Consider the following 15,164-nt stretch of genomic DNA (forward strand, 5'->3'; position numbering starts at 1 on the left):
GCGCCTTCCCACCACGTGGCCCCGTCTGTCCCGTCGCCGCGGAGTCAGGCCCACTCGAAGGACATCTCGCCCGCGACGCCGAGGTGCTTGCACAGCTTGTGGATGCCGCCGAAATCCTGGACCAGTGCGGATCGGCGGGTGTCGTGTTCGGCGTCGTCGATCATCGCCTGACCACCGCTCAAGTCCATGAGTCCGACGATGGTGTGCCAGGTCGAGTAGTCGTTGCTGCTGAAAGCGGTCATCGCGTCGACGAGCCCGTCGAGGAAGTGGCGGCGGTCGTCGGGGCTCAGGGTGTCGTAGACGACGCCGGCGATGTCGTCGGCGATCGAGGCGTGGCAGTACTCGTCGCGATTGTGCAGCCTCACCGTCGCCCGGTTGACCGGCTGGATGACGTCGTTTTCGGATATCAGGTCGAGGTAGGAGCTGATCGAGATCTCCGCCACCGTCATGAAGGCGAACGTCGTGATCGCCCGCTTCCTCGGGTCGGCGGCATCGGCCGTCGCCGCACGTTGTCGGCGCAACGTCAGGACGTCGGGAAGGGCGTTGTTCGGCATCGCCCAACCGCGTTGTCTGCGCGTGACGGCGCTCGCGTTCAGGTGCATGAGGGTGTGGTACTGCTCGTCGACCATCGCCTGGTGGACGGCCACGGCGAACGTGTCTCCGAGCCCGGTGTCCAGGGCGTCGTGCGCGACGAGGTCGAACCCGGGATTGACCACGTACTGCTCGATGTCCATGACGTTCTTGTTGAATGCGATCCAGGCCCACGCCCGGAGCTGGTTCCGGTGCTCCTCGCTCATGCCGAGAAAGCGATCGTGATCGGCGAAGGGCAGCAACTCGTTCGGGTAGTCCTGCTTGTCGAGGTCGAACAGCGCGTCGAGATCCGGTTCCGGCTTCTTCACGGTGGCCCGCTGACCCCAGTTCCGGGCGAGCCGGGTCACGACTGCGCTCTCCACCGGATCCGCCGGGTCGTACTCCGGGAGCGAGGGAGTCTTCTGGGGCGTCATGACGAATCTCCGTTCCTGTCCCACGACTGCGGCTGTCTGTGAACGAGATCGGTGAAGAGGTCGGCGCACAGCCGGGCGAGAGGTTCGCTCCGGTCGCCGAGCGCCGACGTCGAGCGGGACATGAGCGATGCGAAATCGTCCTCCGAGCCCCGCTCGACGGTTTCCGTGAGAGTGGTCAGCGCCGCGGCGAGCGCGCGGCGGGCCTCGGCCGCAAACGGATTGCCCGCCTGGATGTCCCGATAGACCTCCGGGACGCCTCCGCCGACCCGCGCGAGGAGCGCGAGTGACACGAGATGGGGAGGGGTCGCCACCGCGGTGAGTTCGGCCCCGTCGACACCGAGGTCCGCCAGCGCGAGGCCGAAGGCGAGGACGCCGGCGTGTGTCAGCGCCTGGGTCGCTGCGGTGAGCCGGTCGTGGTGTTCGGCGTCCAGGCGGACCACCGACGACCCCCAGCCGGACAGCACCGACAGGAACCACTCGACCTCACCACTGTTCCGGTAGGTCACCGCCGCGACGGGGCGGCCCTCCGGTCCGAGGGAAGGCGCGAACATCGGGTTGATGCCCACGGCACCGCTACGCAGCGCACTGTCGCGCAGGGCGGCGTCGAATCGGGACTTCACCGACAGCGTGTCGACCAGCAGGGCGTGTTCGGGCAACTCCGCGACGACGAACGGAATCGCCTTCAGTGCGACGCTTTCGGGGATCGCCAGGATCACCGCATCTGCAGCGTTCACCACCGCCCGCAACTCGGGAGACGGGTCGGTGACGTCGCCCTTCACCTGATCCGGGTCGGACCGATCGGTGAATCGGATGTCGATGGTGCGCACCATGTTTCCGTCGGCGCGCAGCCGAGCCGCCAGCATCCGGCCGACATCACCGGAACCGCCGATCAGCGCGACGGTCCGGGTGGATGCGGCCGGGACGTTCACGGCCCGATCTCGTTCGGCCGGTCTGCCGTCACAGTCAGTGCCCGCAACATGGTGGCGGCCTTGACCATCGCCTCGTCGAACTCCTCCTCCGGGTCGGAGAGTGCTGTGATCGCCCCACCGATACCGAACGTCACCTCGGTGTCCGTGGCGACTATCGTGCGGATGACGATCGACAGGTCGGCCGTCCCCGTCAGTGAAAAGTAGCCGATCGAACCGGAATACACACCGCGCGGCCCGGACTCGAGCCGGTCGATGATCTCCATGGTCCGGATCTTCGGCGCGCCCGTCATCGATCCGCCCGGGAAGGCGGCACGAACACACTCGACGACGGAAGCGTCGGCGCTGAGAGTCCCGCGCACGGTCGACACGAGTTGATGCACGGCCGCGTACGTCTCGACGTCGAAGAGTTTGGGAACGTGCACCGACCCGGGAACGCACACCCGGGCCAGATCGTTGCGCGTCAGATCGACGATCATGAGGTTCTCGGCGCGGTCCTTCTCGCTGTCCAGCAGGTCCTGCCGCAGCGCCGCATCCTTGGCGGGGGTCGCGCCGCGCGGACGCGTCCCCTTGATGGGCTTGGACTCCACCACCCGGTCCGCGCCGATCCTGAGGAACCGTTCGGGGGAAGCGCTGAGAACCGACAGTCCGGCGAACTGGAGGTACGCGCTGTACGGGGTGGGGCTGATGGAGCGCAGTAACTCGAACGTGTGCAGGGGATCGATGGACTGGTCCACCGTCGCCATGTTGGTGAGGCACACCTCGTAGGACTCACCGGTCCGGATCTCACCGAGCGAGGTCGCGATGTGTTCGAGGTACTTGTCGTGCTCGTGGCGCAGGGCGAGTTCGGCGGACTCCGGCTTCCGGATCGGCGACACGGCGGTCGGCGGGTTGTCCGGCTCGGCCAGCCGATGCAGCGCCACCTCCATCTCGTCGAGCCAGCGGCGCAACTCCGGATCGTCCTGGTGATCACTCAGGCACAGCGCGTAGGTGCGCTCGCCCGAATGGTCGATGACGACGGCGCGGTCGGCGAACACCAGCGCGGCATCTGGGGTGGGCGACTTGTGGGCCGCCGTGCCGCCGGTCTCGGCCTTCAGTTCGTAGCCGAGGTACCCCACGTAGCCGAGGCCGAACGGCACACCCGGGAGGCCGGGCACCGACCGGGCCTGCAGTTGCCGCTCGAGGTAGTCGAAGAACGGTGCGTGCACCTGTTCGACCGGCAACCCCTCGCGCGTGATCCGGACGATCGATTCGCTGACGTCGTACGTGATGTACTCGGCGCGGGGGCCGGAACAATTGCCCATGATGGTGAATCGCGAAGTCGGTTCCGAGGCCGACGTCCCGTCCAGCCAGAACGCGTTGGGTCCGGACGCGAAGAGATCCTCGAACGTCGTGCGGGGATCGACTTCGTGATCGACGCGCACCTGCTGGACCACGTACGGCGCGTGGGGAATCGGGATTCTCAGCATGGACCCGTGCGTGGGTGTCCCGGAATGCGTCTGCGTGAGATCGCGGAAGTTCGCGAGCAGTTCGTGACCGAAGGCGGTGCTGATCGATTCGGGGTGGAACTGGACGCCCCACAGCGGACGAGTGCGGTGACGGACACCCATCAACAGGCCGTCGGCGGTCCAGGCGGTGGCCTCGAGGTCGTCGGGGAGATCCTCGACGATCAGCGAGTGGTAGCGGACCGTCGGGAACGGTGACGGAATGCCGGCGAAGAGCTCGGAACCGTCGTGTTCGACGAGGGATACGCGGCCGTGCATCGGTTCGGGTGCGAGGACCACGCTGCCCCCGAACAGCTGGCACAGTCCCTGATGACCGAGGCACACGCCGAGGACGGGTAGTTCGGTCTCCGTGATGATGCGCGCACTGATCCCGAAGTCTCGTTGCCGCTCCGGGCGTCCGGGGCCGGGGGAGATGACGATGTTGTCGAAGTCGGACCAGGGGATCGAATCCCACTCCACGTCGTTGTGCACGACCGTGGGGGGTTCACCGTTCACCTCGGCCAGCAGGGTGAACAGGTTGTAGGTGAACGAATCGTAGTTGTCGACCAAGAGCGTCCGGGTACTCATCACGACTCGACATTCGCAGATGGCGCGGAACTGTGACGAACGTGGTGGTTGTCACGGTGGTCGTGGTGTCCGTTGTGGCGGGGGGCCTCGTCGGCGGGCTCCGCGTTGATCACGAGGTCCTCGAGCCGGCACGTCTCGGCGATGAGAAGGTCGTAGAGCGAGTCGAAGAACTCCGGGGACAGGGAGTGGCTGTCCGCGTACTGTCGCGCCCGCTCGTGGACGATATGGATTCGGCCTGGCTGCATCATGGCGATGTGCTCGCGTTGCTTCAGTTCGCCGATGCGCAGGCACACCTCCAAGCGCTGCCGGACCGCTTCGAGCAGGGTCGCGTCGACTGCGTCGAGTTCCGCGCGCAGACCCTCGAGTGCCTGCTGCGCCGAGGCGTCAGAATGCTCTCCGGAATCGTCGCCGTTCCGCTGTCCTACGGAGAAGTACATAGTCGCCCCACTCACTCGATCGGCAGTAGCTTTCTCATCCCGACTATCGTGTGTCGTTGGTGGTTCGTTTCCATGAGCCCTTCCGGATGGCGGGAAGGGCTGTGTTCGAACGGCCGAATACGAACCAGGTGGGTTATCACCCCCAGAGTCTCGATCTCGAGTTGAGACTTTGATGGACGGTTGGCTAACGTAACCTGAAGTCTATTTCCGCTAACTCAGGATACGAGGAATATGCGCATATCGTTGGCCAGTAGGGCTCTGTTGTTCGTGCTGGCAGGCATCGTGATGCTGTGCAGTGCGGCACCAGCGGCAGCGGATCCCGTGGAAGCGGAACCCGCACCCGCGGCCGACCTGTCGGTGCTGCCGGGGGCGAACGACTGGAGCTGTAAGCCGTCCGCGGCGCATCCGCGTCCCGTCGTGCTGGTGCACGGCACCTGGACCGGCATGCTGGGAACATGGAAGGACCTCGCGCCGGCGCTCACGGCGGAGGGATACTGCGTCTTCGCCCTCAACTACGGACAGCCCACCGGTCTGACCGAGGGCAACCTGATGCGCATGTTCGGCGGCGCCGACATCGCGGAGTCCGCGCAGCAGCTCGCCGGATTCGTCGACCAGGTCCGCACCACCACCGGCGCTTCGCAGGTCGACATGATCGGGCATTCGCTCGGTGGCACGGTCTCCCGCCAGTACCTGCGGTTCGACGGCGGCGCCGACCGCACGAACCCCGCGCTGAACAAGGTGCACTCGCTCGTCACACTCGGCGCCACCAACCACGGCACCAGCTTCGGGGACGTCCAGTCGCTCGGTGCGATCGCGCAGGCACTGGGTGTGCCGGTCATGACGCTCGCCGGTGTCGCGGTCGGACCGTCCTACATCCAGCAGATGGTGGGCTCACCCTTTCTGCAAGTCCTCAACGCCGGCGGCGACACCGACCCGGGCATCGAGTACACGGTGGTCGCCAGCCGCAGCGACACCGTGTCGACCCCGCCGGAGAACACGTTCCTGACGGCCGGTCCGGGTGCCGTAGTGCACAACATCTGGCTCCAGGACGGCTGCGAGACGAACACGGCCGAACACATCCAGCTGACCACCGATGCGCGGGCCGTATACATCATCCAGCGGGCGCTGGACCCCACATATGGAGATCGCAACCCCGCACCGTGCTGACTCCACACCGTGCTGACCCGGCGGCCGGGCACCGGTGGTGACGGTCAGTCCCAGATGCCGACCTCGTCGAGATGCGCCACCAGTCGCTGGGCGCCGTCGATGAAGTGGGCCTTGTTCTCCGCACCCACCACGTCGGCCTTCCCGTCGGCGAGCGCGGCGATGAGCCGGCGATGGCTCTCGACCGCCGACTCACCCCAGGCCGGATCGGACGAATAGAACTGCACCGGGGTGTACCGGGTGGCGCTGAGCAGGAACCACGACAGCTTGCTCGCGTCCGCAAGACGGTTGATGACCCGGTGGAACGAGAACTCGAGATCCTCGATGCGGTCGGCGTCGCCGTCCTGGACGGCGCGTCGCAGCTTCTCGTTGATCGCGGTCAGCTCCTCGACGGCCTCGGGGGTGGCCGACCGACTTGCGCGGACCGCGAGTTCCTCGGCGATCTGCCCCTGCAGCCAGAAGAGGTCGTGGATGTCGTCCCGGCTGAGCGGTGCGACCACGTACCCGCGGTGGGGGACCAGTTCGACGAGTCCCTCCCCACGCAGGGTCAGGAGCGCCTCACGGACAGGTGTGACGCTGACCCCCAGATCCGCGGCGGTCTCGTCGAGGCGGATGAAGTCACCCGGGCGAACGCCCCCGGACATGATCAGGTTGCGGACGTGCACGGCGACGTCGTCCGACAGCTGGGGTCGGCGGCGCAGGGTGCGGCCCGCTGGGGATCGTGACACGGAGGGCGATGCCATGGAGAACTCCTTCGATGCGGCAAACCAGCATAAACCGCGGGTGGTGATTACAAGCCGTAGGTCTTGCCGATGATGTCGCGCTGAATCTCGTTGGTACCGCCGTAGATGCTCGACACGATGGTGGAGCGGACGTGCTTCTCCATGTCGAACTCGGTGGCGTAGCCGTACCCTCCCATCATCTGCATGCCCTCGAGCGCGACCTTCTTCGCCGTCTCCGTGACCTTCAGTTTGGCCATCGACGCCTCGCGGGCCAGCATCTTGTCCGGGTTCGCGTCGACGTCCTCGGCGACGCTGTAGACGAGCAGCTTGCAGCACTCGATCTCCGTCGCGAGATCGGCGATGCGGTGGCGCAACGCCTGGAACGATCCGACCGGCCGCCCGAACTGCTTGCGCTGGGTGACGAAGTCGAGGGTGTCGGCGAACGCGCGCTGCGCGGTGCCGAGCATCATGGCGGCGAGGATCAGGCGTTCGAAGTTCAGGCCGGTCATCAGCTGGCGCCAGCCGTTGCCGACCTCGCCCACCACCGCATCCTCGGGTAGGACGCAATCGGTGAAGTAGAGGTCGTTGACCTCCTTGCCGCCCATCGTGTCGATGCCGCTGATCTTCAGTCCGGCGGTATCAGCCGGGACGTGGAACATCGTGAGGCCTTCGTGCTTGCCGTCGCCGCGCCCGGTGCGGGCCACGAGCAGGATGTTGTCGGCGAAGTGCGCGTTGGAGCACCACGTCTTCTGACCGTTGATCACCCAGCCGTCGGCGGTCTTCTCCGCGCGGGTGCTGAGGTTGCCGACGTCGGAACCGGCTTCCGGCTCGGACATCGAGATGGACTGTGATCGGCCGGCCACGATGCCGCGCAGCACGATGTCTTTCTGCGCGTCGGTTCCGAACTTCGCGTAGGCGCCGCCCGTGATCAGGGTGGGACCGATGCCGCCGATGGGTGCCATCCCCTTGGCGGCCTCCTCGAGCAGGATGCACATGTCGACGTGGCTGGCGGCCGAGCCGTCGTACTCCTCGGGAATGGTGATGCCCAGCCAGCCCAGCTTGGCCATCTTCTCGTAGACGTCCTGATTGTGGTTGTGCTCGCCGTGATTCGTCAGCCTGTCGCGCTGCTCGCGCGTGCCGCTCTCGCGCTTGCAGAAATCGGCGATCGCCGCCGCGAAGTCCTTCTGTTCACTGGTGAATTCGACGCTCATGTCCGGGGGACTCCTCATGGTTGATTCGGCCGGCGAATCGGTCGGCCGGAGGTGACTGTGTGGGGCTTGCCGCGATGGGGTCCGCCGCATACTGTGATGTCCACTACATTACATCACATCACATATATTTGATGTGATCTCGAGGGAGGACATCGACCATGCCACAGCAGGCGGAGACGACCGAGACGACGGCCGGCGAGCAGCCCGCAGCCCCGACGGAGCAGGCGCCGAAGACGTTCGCGTCCCTGGACCCGCGGAACGGCAACGTCCTGGCCGAGTACCCGATCCAGGGGGAGCAGGAGGTGCGCGACGCCGTCGACGCGGCCCGCGCCGCCGCGCAGTGGTGGAACGCTCTCGGGTTCGACGGCCGCAAGCAATGGCTCCTCGACTGGAAGAAGTCGATGGCCCGGGACGGCGAGCAGCTGGCCGCCCTCGTCGCCGCGGAAACCGGCAAGCCGTACGACGACGCGCTCCTCGAAGTGATGCTCGCCATCGAACACCTCGACTGGGCCGCGAAGAACGCGGGCAAGGTTCTGAAGCGGCGCAAGGTGCCGTCGGGCCTGGTCAGCGCGAACCAGGCCAGCAGCGTCGGATACGAGCCGATGGGTGTGGTCGGTGTCATCGGGCCGTGGAACTACCCCGTGTACACGCCGATGGGGTCGATCTCCTATGCGCTGGCGGCGGGCAACACCGTCGTCTTCAAGCCCAGCGAGCTGACCCCCGGGGTCGCGGTGTGGCTCGCCGACAAGTGGAAGGCGCTCGTGCCCAACCAGCCCGTGCTGCAGGTGGTCACCGGAGACGGGTCGACCGGCGCGGCTCTCGTCTCGGCCGGGGTCGACAAGATCGCCTTCACCGGATCTGCCGCCACCGGCAAGCGCGTCATGGCCGCGTGTGCCGAAACGCTGACCCCCCTCGTCGTCGAGGCGGGCGGCAAGGACGCCATGCTCGTCGACGCCGACGCGAACCTGGACGAGGCCGCCGGCTTCGCGGTGTTCGGGGCGATGGGCAACGCCGGACAGACGTGCGCCGGCGTCGAGCGCATCTATGTCGTCGACTCGGTCTACGACGAGTTCGTCCGGCTGGTCGCCGAGAAGTCGAAGGTCCTGCGCCCCGGCCCCCGGGACGCCGCCTACGGTCCGATGACGATGACCAGCCAGTCCGAGGTCGTCCGCGGCCACGTCCAGGATGCACTCGACAAGGGCGGATCCGCTGTGGTCGGCGGACTGGACTCCATCAAGGACGGCTACGTCGGACCGATCGTGCTGACCGGCGTTCCCGAGGACAGCACCGCGATCCGCGAGGAGACGTTCGGCCCCACGGTCGTCATCAACAAGGTCGCCAGTCTCGACGAAGCGGTCACGAAGGCCAACGGCACCACGTTCGGGCTCGGCGCGTCCATCTTCACCAAGGATGGGACGAAGGCGATGCAGGCTGCCGAAAAACTCAGGGCCGGTGTCGTGACGATCGGTTCGGTGCTCGGATTCGCCGGCGTGGCGGCCCTGCCGTTCGGCGGTGTCGGAGATTCGGGCTTCGGCCGCATCCACGGCGCAGACGGTCTGCGTGAATTCAGCCGGGTCAAATCCATCGCCCGACAGAAGTTCGCGGCTCCGCTGAACCTGCTCACCATGCAGCGCAAGTCGCGGGACATGAAGATCTCGGCCTGGATGTTGAAGAACCGGCACGGACGCTGATCACACGGCAGGAGGGTATTCACATGCTGATGAAGACCACACGCGCCGACACCGGCGCGCCGGGCAGGGTTCCGCGGGGCAGGCACGGTTGGCAGCGGCGGATCGAGGAACTCGATCCGGTCCGGGATCACCAGGAGATCCATCGCATCACGGCCGGCTACGAGTTTCCGTGGGATTACCAGCGGTCGCTCGAGTTCGCGCTGTTCCGGACATACTGCGTCCCCACCATTTCGGAACTCCTGCAGCGCACCGGTGAGTTCGAGAAACGGCCGCAGAAGCGGTACGACGACACCGCACTGCTGATGGCCGAACTCGTCGAACACGGCTACGACTCCGAGCGCGGCGTCGAATCACTGCGCGTCGTGAACCGCATGCACGGCAAGTACGACATCGACAACGACGACATGCTGTACGTGCTGACCACCTTCATCTACGAGCCGATCGACTGGGTCGACCGCTTCGGATGGCGGCGGCTGACCCCGAACGAGCGTCTCGCGTGTTTCCACTTCTACCGTCAAGTGGGAATCCGTATGGGAATCAAGAACATTCCCGAAAGTTTCGAAGACTTCTACCGGTTCAAGGTCGACTACGAGCGGAAGCATTTCCGGTACACCGACGACAACCATCGCGTCGGCACCTACACGCTGAAGCTGTTCTGTTCCTGGTTTCCGGCGCCACTCCGGCCGCTCGTCGCGCAGGGGGTCTACGCCCTCCTCGACCCGATGATGCTGGCAGCGTTCGGATTTCCCGCCGCCCCGATCTGGCTGCAGAACGCGTCCCGCCGTGCGCTGGGGGTCCGTGCGAGGTTCGTGCGCTTCCTGCCGCCACGCCGGGAGTCCAAGGCGGCACGGGATCGGCACAACCGGAGCTACCCCGGATACCCGGTGGGCTACCGTCCCCGTGATCTGGGCGCGGACAGCGACAATCACCGCGGATCCCGTCGACGCGCCGCATGACGGCTGTGTCCCTGGGCGATTCGTCCAGGGACTCAGCCTCAGTGGCCCAGCAGCACCGCCGTCATCAGGGTGTGGAGACGCGCACGCGATTCCTCGCGGGTGTCGAAGTGGACGAGGCGGCCGATGTCGAGCACCAGTCCCAGCGCGGCGTGAACCAGGAACCGTGCCTCCGGAGCCGAGAGTTCGGTGCGCACGGCGGTCACCAGGTGGACCCACTCCTCGACGTGCAGGCGCTGCACGTTGCGGAGATTGGTCCGCTCGTTCTTCGGGAGGTTCCCGATCTCCGCGAAGTACACCGACAGCACTTCCGGATTCCCGAACGAGAGTTCCAGGTAGGACTCGGCGAGTTTGCGGAGCGCATCCTCGGGGCCGGTGGCGGTGGACAGCGCCGCCGAGGTGGCCACGGCCAGCCGGTCGGACGCGCGGTAGAACACCGCTGCGAGAAGGTCGGCCTTGCTGGGGAAGTGGCGGTACACGCTCGACGCGTTGATGCCGGCGGCGGCGCCGATTTCTTCGATGCTCGAGTCGTGATAGCCGTGCCGGTCGAAGATCTTCACGGCCTCGTTGATCAGTAACTCGCGCTTGGACGTCACCGCCAGGCCGCGTACCGCACCTGTGCCCGCGTTCCTTCCTTCGGTCGGGACGGCGGGAGGCAGTGTCGCGCGCAGGATCGATTCGCACGCCGACTTCAGAAGCGCGTCGAGCCGGCGCGTCGCGAGAGTGGTGCGATGTGCGCTGATGCTCCCCATCACGCTCAGCGTCGACGCCCCCAACGTCGTGGCGTCGACGGACGTGAGTTCGGGGCGCAGTTCCCGCAAGGGTTCCGCCACGCACTGGGTGACGTGAACGAAGACGTCGCGGATGCGCGTGCGATCCTCGGCCTCGAGGTACCGGCCCTCCCAGCGGTAGAGCCCGGCGACCTTGCGGTTCTCGATGGTGTTCGCGACGAGCGCGGAGATCAGATGGTCGAGGCGGTCTCCGGGCTCGCGCTCGGCCATGCCGTCGAGGGCGCCGTCCGCGGCCGCCTGCAGCGCGTCGGCTGTCGTGGTGGCGGCGTGTACGAGCAGGGCGTACTTGTTCGGGTAGTGCCGGTAGAGGGCGGGGCCGGAGATCCCGATGGTGGCCGCGATCTCGTCGACGCCGACCGCGTGGTAGCCGCGCTCGCTGAAGGCCTCGGCCGCGACGTTCGCGATCTGGGCCTTGCGATTCTTCGGGCGACGGCGGATCGGCCGCTCGGTGGCGGCACCGGCCGCCGTGCTGGTCCGAGCCACGGTCACCTCCAGTAATCGGCAGTCATCTGCCAGTTTAACTGCCGATCATCTTAACCGAGACTTTCGCATCGTCGGGTCGACTGAGGGTTGCGTGCAGGGAAGTCGTCACCCCACATTGTCGGAAAATGCCGGTGAATCTGGCTGTCGAGTTGCCGGAGAGCTATTGACACGTGAGGAACGCGCAGAATAAGTTAACCGCAATTCGCATGTGTCCGCGGTCTCCTGACGGTCGTGCGCTCCTGGATGTCACATTTCGAACTATCGGAGGTAGCTGGATCATGAGTGCAACCCGGCAGAGCGGGCAGGCATTGATCTTCGACGCGATCAGAACCCCTCGCGGACGGGGCAAGAGCAACGGTGCCCTCCACGGCACCAAGCCCATCGACCTGGCGGTCGGGTTGATCGAGGAGATCCAGGTCCGGAATCCGAATCTGGACCCGGCGCTGATCGACGACATCGTGCTCGGCATCGTGTCGCCGCTGGGTGAACAGGGCGGCGTGCTTCCGCGTCTCGCGGCGCTGGCCGCCGGACTGCCCGAGACCGTCGCAGGTGTCCAGATCAACCGCTTCTGTGCCTCCGGGCTCGAGGCCGTCAACCTGGCCGCGCAGAAAGTGGCCTCCGGCTGGGAAGACGTCGTTCTCGCGGGTGGCGTCGAGTCCATGTCGAAGGTGCCCATGGGATCGGACGGCGGTGCATGGGGACTCGATCCGGCGACCAACTACGACACCTACATGGTCCCGCAGGGGATCGGCGCCGATCTCATCGCGACGATCGAGGGATTCAGTCGCAGCCAGGTCGACGAGTTCGCAGTTCGCTCACAGGAACTGGCGGCCGACGCCTGGGCGGATGGGCGGTTCGACCGCTCGGTCGTCCCGGTGCGGGACCGCAACGGTGTCGTCGTCCTCGACCGGGACGAGCACATGCGGCCCGGCGCCACCGTCGAGGGCCTGTCGGCATTGACGCCGTCGTTCGCCGCTCTCGGGGAGCAGGGCGGATTCTCCGCGGTGGCACTGCAGAAATACCACTGGGTGGAGCGCATCGACCATGTCCACCACGCCGGCAACTCTTCCGGAATCGTGGACGGTGCCTCCCTGATGCTCATCGGCAGCGCAGAAGCAGGTGAACGGGCCGGCCTCGCGCCGCGCGGCCGGATCGTGTCCACCGCAGTCATCGGCTCCGAGTCGACGATCATGCTCACCGGTCCCGCACCCTCGGCGCGCAAAGCACTGGCGAAGGCCGGGCTCGACGTCTCCGACATCGATCTGTTCGAGATCAACGAGGCCTTCGCCTCCGTGGCGCTGAAGTTCGCCAAGGACCTCGAGATCCCGCTCGACAAGGTGAACGTGAACGGTGGCGCCATCGCGATGGGCCACCCCCTGGGCGCCACCGGCGCAATGATCCTCGGCACGCTGCTCGACGAACTCGAACGCCGGGGCCAGCGTTACGGCCTGGCCACCCTGTGCGTCGGCGCGGGCATGGGCATCGCGACGGTCGTCGAACGCATCCAGCACTGACCACAGGAGAAGCGAACAGTATGACTGACAGCACAATTCGGTACGAGAAGGACGCCGACGGAATCGTCACCCTCGTTCTCGACGACCCCGCCCAGTCCGCGAACACGATGAACGAGGGGTTCATCGTGTCCCTGGGCGAGGTCGTCGACCGCTTGACCACCGAGCGCGACACCATCGCCGGGGTCGTGGTCACCTCCGCGAAGAAGACATTCTTCGCCGGCGGCGACCTCAACGACATCCTGAAGTCCCGCGCGGGACAGGCCGAGGCTGTGATGGCGAACGTCGACCGCATCAAGGAACCACTGCGCAGGCTGGAGACGCTGGGCAGACCCGTCGTCGCGGCCATCGGCGGCGCCGCCCTCGGCGGCGGACTCGAGATCGCACTCGCCACCCACCATCGGATCGCGCTGAATGCCGCAGGCGTGCAGATCGGACTCCCCGAGGTGACGCTCGGTCTTCTTCCCGGCGGGGGTGGCGTCATCCGGACGGTGCGCCTGCTCGGAGTCGTCCCCGCTCTCACCCAGGTTCTCCTGCAGGGGCAGCGTCACACCGCGGAGAAGGCGCACGGTCTCGGCCTGATCGACGAACTCGTGGACGACGTCGATCACCTGGTGCCCGCGGCGAAGAAGTGGATCGCCGACAACCCCGACGCACTGCAGCCGTGGGATGTGAAGGGGTACCGGATTCCGGGTGGAACTCCCGCGTCCCCGGCGCTGGCCGCGAACCTTCCCGCCTTCCCCGCCAACCTGCGGAAACAGCTCAAAGGCGCGCCCTATCCGGCTCCGATCGCGATCATGAGCGCTGCCGTCGAAGGCGCGCTCGTCGACTTCGACACGGCTCAGAAGATCGAGAACCGTTACTTCGCCGGGCTGGCCACGGGGCAGATCTCGAAGAACATGATCCGCGCGTTCTTCTTCGACCTCCAGAAGGCCAACAGTCTGGTGAAGCAGTACGACGGAGCCGGCAGCGCACCCGTCGGCACGGTCGCGGTGCTCGGCGCCGGGATGATGGGCGCCGCCATCGCGTACGTGTGTGCCAAGTCGGGCATGAACGTGGTGCTGAAGGACGTGAGCCTGGCCGCGGCCGAGAAAGGCAAGGGCTACTCGAAGACTATTCTGGACAAGGCGGTCGCCAAGGGCCGGACGTCCCCCGAGAAGGCCGAATCGATCCTCGCGCGGATCCTCCCCACCGACAGGCCCGACGACACCGCGGGCGCCCAGCTGGTCATCGAGGCCGTGTTCGAGGACCCGGCCGTGAAGAACACGGTGTTCGCCGAGATCGACGGATTCATCGCGCCCGACGCACTGCTCTGCTCCAACACGTCGACACTGCCGATCACCCTCCTCGGCGAGAACGTCTCGCGCACCGAGGACTTCATCGGCCTGCACTTCTTCTCGCCGGTCGACAAGATGCCCCTCGTCGAGATCATCAAGGGGGAGAAGACGAGCGACGACACGCTCGGACGCGCGCTCGCCGTGGTCCGGCAGATCGGCAAGACTCCGATCGTCGTCAACGACAGCCGCGGGTTCTTCACGAGCCGCGTCATCGGTACCTTCACCAATGAAGGCATCGCGATGCTCGGCGAGGGCGTCTCCCCGGCGTCGATCGAGCAGGCTGCGTCGCAGGCCGGATACCCCGCTCCCGTCCTCGCGCTGATGGACGAACTCACGCTCACGCTGCCCCGCAAGATCCGCGAGGAGACGAAGGCCGCGATACTCGCCGAGGGGAAATCCTGGGAGCCGCATCCGGCGGATTCCGTGGTCGATCGCATGATCGACGAATTCGGCCGCAAGGGCCGCTCCACGGGCGCCGGCTTCTACGAGTACGCGGACGGTAAGCGCGTCGGATTGTGGTCCGGGCTCGAGACGTTCCGGCGCGACGGTGCGCACACCGAGATCCCGTTCGAGGACATCAAGGAGCGGATGCTCTTCATCGAGGCCGTCGAGACGGTCCGCTGCCTGGAAGAGGGGGTGCTCGAATCGACCACCGACGCCAACGTCGGTTCCATTCTGGGCATCGGCTACCCCGGCTGGACCGGTGGCGTGGCCCGCTACATCGACCAGTACCCGGGCGGGATCCAGGGATTCGTCTCCCGGGCGCAGCTGCTCGCCGCGCGGTACGGGGACCGATTCCTCCCACCCCGACTACTGCTGGACAAGGCCGCCACCGGCGGCACGTTCGAAGAGGTGAACTGAC

The 15,164-nt window shown here is 66.5% G+C and carries 12 protein-coding genes; 5 read left to right on the plus strand and 7 right to left on the minus strand.

Annotated features, from left to right (window positions below):
• Positions 1-44 precede the first annotated feature (44 nt).
• The 4 genes from CJ177_RS03800 to CJ177_RS03815 are packed head-to-tail and all read right to left on the minus strand — an operon-like array spanning position 45 to position 4,439.
• A complete protein-coding gene (locus CJ177_RS03800; RefSeq protein WP_005239567.1) occupies positions 45-1,004 on the minus strand; it encodes a diiron oxygenase in 960 nt (319 codons plus the stop codon).
• On the minus strand, positions 1,001-1,933 hold the full coding sequence (locus tag CJ177_RS03805) for a prephenate dehydrogenase/arogenate dehydrogenase family protein (protein ID WP_095867300.1): 933 nt from the start codon (positions 1,931-1,933) through the stop codon (positions 1,001-1,003). Before CJ177_RS03805 ends, CJ177_RS03800 begins: the two co-directional genes overlap by 4 nt.
• Positions 1,930-4,002 (minus strand): aminodeoxychorismate synthase component I, encoded by a 2,073-nt coding sequence (gene pabB, locus CJ177_RS03810; protein WP_025432227.1) that lies wholly within the window; start codon positions 4,000-4,002, stop codon positions 1,930-1,932. The genes CJ177_RS03805 and pabB overlap by 4 nt, the downstream gene beginning before the upstream one ends.
• Positions 4,002-4,439: a chorismate mutase family protein gene (locus CJ177_RS03815; protein ID WP_005239573.1), complete on the minus strand. Its 438-nt coding sequence runs from the start codon at positions 4,437-4,439 to the stop codon at positions 4,002-4,004. The genes pabB and CJ177_RS03815 overlap by 1 nt, the downstream gene beginning before the upstream one ends.
• A 231-nt stretch (positions 4,440-4,670) precedes the next feature.
• Between CJ177_RS03815 and CJ177_RS03820 the strand changes: the two genes are divergently transcribed.
• Positions 4,671-5,606, plus strand: a complete 936-nt coding sequence (locus CJ177_RS03820; RefSeq protein WP_005239575.1) for a triacylglycerol lipase — start codon at positions 4,671-4,673, stop codon at positions 5,604-5,606.
• A gap of 44 nt (positions 5,607-5,650) precedes the next feature.
• Here the strand turns inward: CJ177_RS03820 and CJ177_RS03825 are convergent, their stop codons facing one another.
• Together CJ177_RS03825 and CJ177_RS03830 are read right to left on the minus strand one after the other, a co-directional pair.
• Positions 5,651-6,346 (minus strand): GntR family transcriptional regulator, encoded by a 696-nt coding sequence (locus tag CJ177_RS03825; RefSeq protein ID WP_025432228.1) that lies wholly within the window; start codon positions 6,344-6,346, stop codon positions 5,651-5,653.
• 47 nt (positions 6,347-6,393) lie between these two features.
• Positions 6,394-7,536 carry an acyl-CoA dehydrogenase family protein gene (locus tag CJ177_RS03830; RefSeq protein ID WP_061041823.1) on the minus strand — a complete coding sequence of 381 codons (1,143 nt, stop codon included), beginning with the start codon at positions 7,534-7,536 and terminating at the stop codon, positions 6,394-6,396.
• A gap of 158 nt (positions 7,537-7,694) precedes the next feature.
• Here CJ177_RS03830 and CJ177_RS03835 point away from each other — a divergent pair, with 158 nt between their 5' ends.
• Both CJ177_RS03835 and CJ177_RS03840 read left to right on the plus strand, forming a co-directional pair.
• Positions 7,695-9,227 (plus strand): aldehyde dehydrogenase family protein, encoded by a 1,533-nt coding sequence (locus tag CJ177_RS03835; RefSeq protein WP_061700641.1) that lies wholly within the window; start codon positions 7,695-7,697, stop codon positions 9,225-9,227.
• Between the two features lie 23 nt (positions 9,228-9,250).
• Positions 9,251-10,183, plus strand: a complete 933-nt coding sequence (locus CJ177_RS03840) for an oxygenase MpaB family protein (protein ID WP_025432229.1) — start codon at positions 9,251-9,253, stop codon at positions 10,181-10,183.
• Positions 10,184-10,221: 38 nt separating this feature from the next.
• Here the strand turns inward: CJ177_RS03840 and CJ177_RS03845 are convergent, their stop codons facing one another.
• Positions 10,222-11,460 (minus strand): TetR/AcrR family transcriptional regulator, encoded by a 1,239-nt coding sequence (locus tag CJ177_RS03845; RefSeq protein WP_025432230.1) that lies wholly within the window; start codon positions 11,458-11,460, stop codon positions 10,222-10,224.
• A gap of 272 nt (positions 11,461-11,732) precedes the next feature.
• On the opposite strand from CJ177_RS03845, the gene CJ177_RS03850 reads away from it, so the two are divergent.
• Positions 11,733-12,968 (plus strand): acetyl-CoA C-acetyltransferase, encoded by a 1,236-nt coding sequence (locus tag CJ177_RS03850; RefSeq protein WP_095867301.1) that lies wholly within the window; start codon positions 11,733-11,735, stop codon positions 12,966-12,968.
• Between the two features lie 20 nt (positions 12,969-12,988).
• Positions 12,989-15,163 carry a 3-hydroxyacyl-CoA dehydrogenase NAD-binding domain-containing protein gene (locus tag CJ177_RS03855; RefSeq protein WP_095867302.1) on the plus strand — a complete coding sequence of 725 codons (2,175 nt, stop codon included), beginning with the start codon at positions 12,989-12,991 and terminating at the stop codon, positions 15,161-15,163.
• Position 15,164: the final 1 nt, after the last annotated feature.

Source organism: Rhodococcus sp. ACPA1 (assembly GCF_002300195.1).
GTDB lineage: Bacteria > Actinomycetota > Actinomycetes > Mycobacteriales > Mycobacteriaceae > Rhodococcus_F > Rhodococcus_F opacus.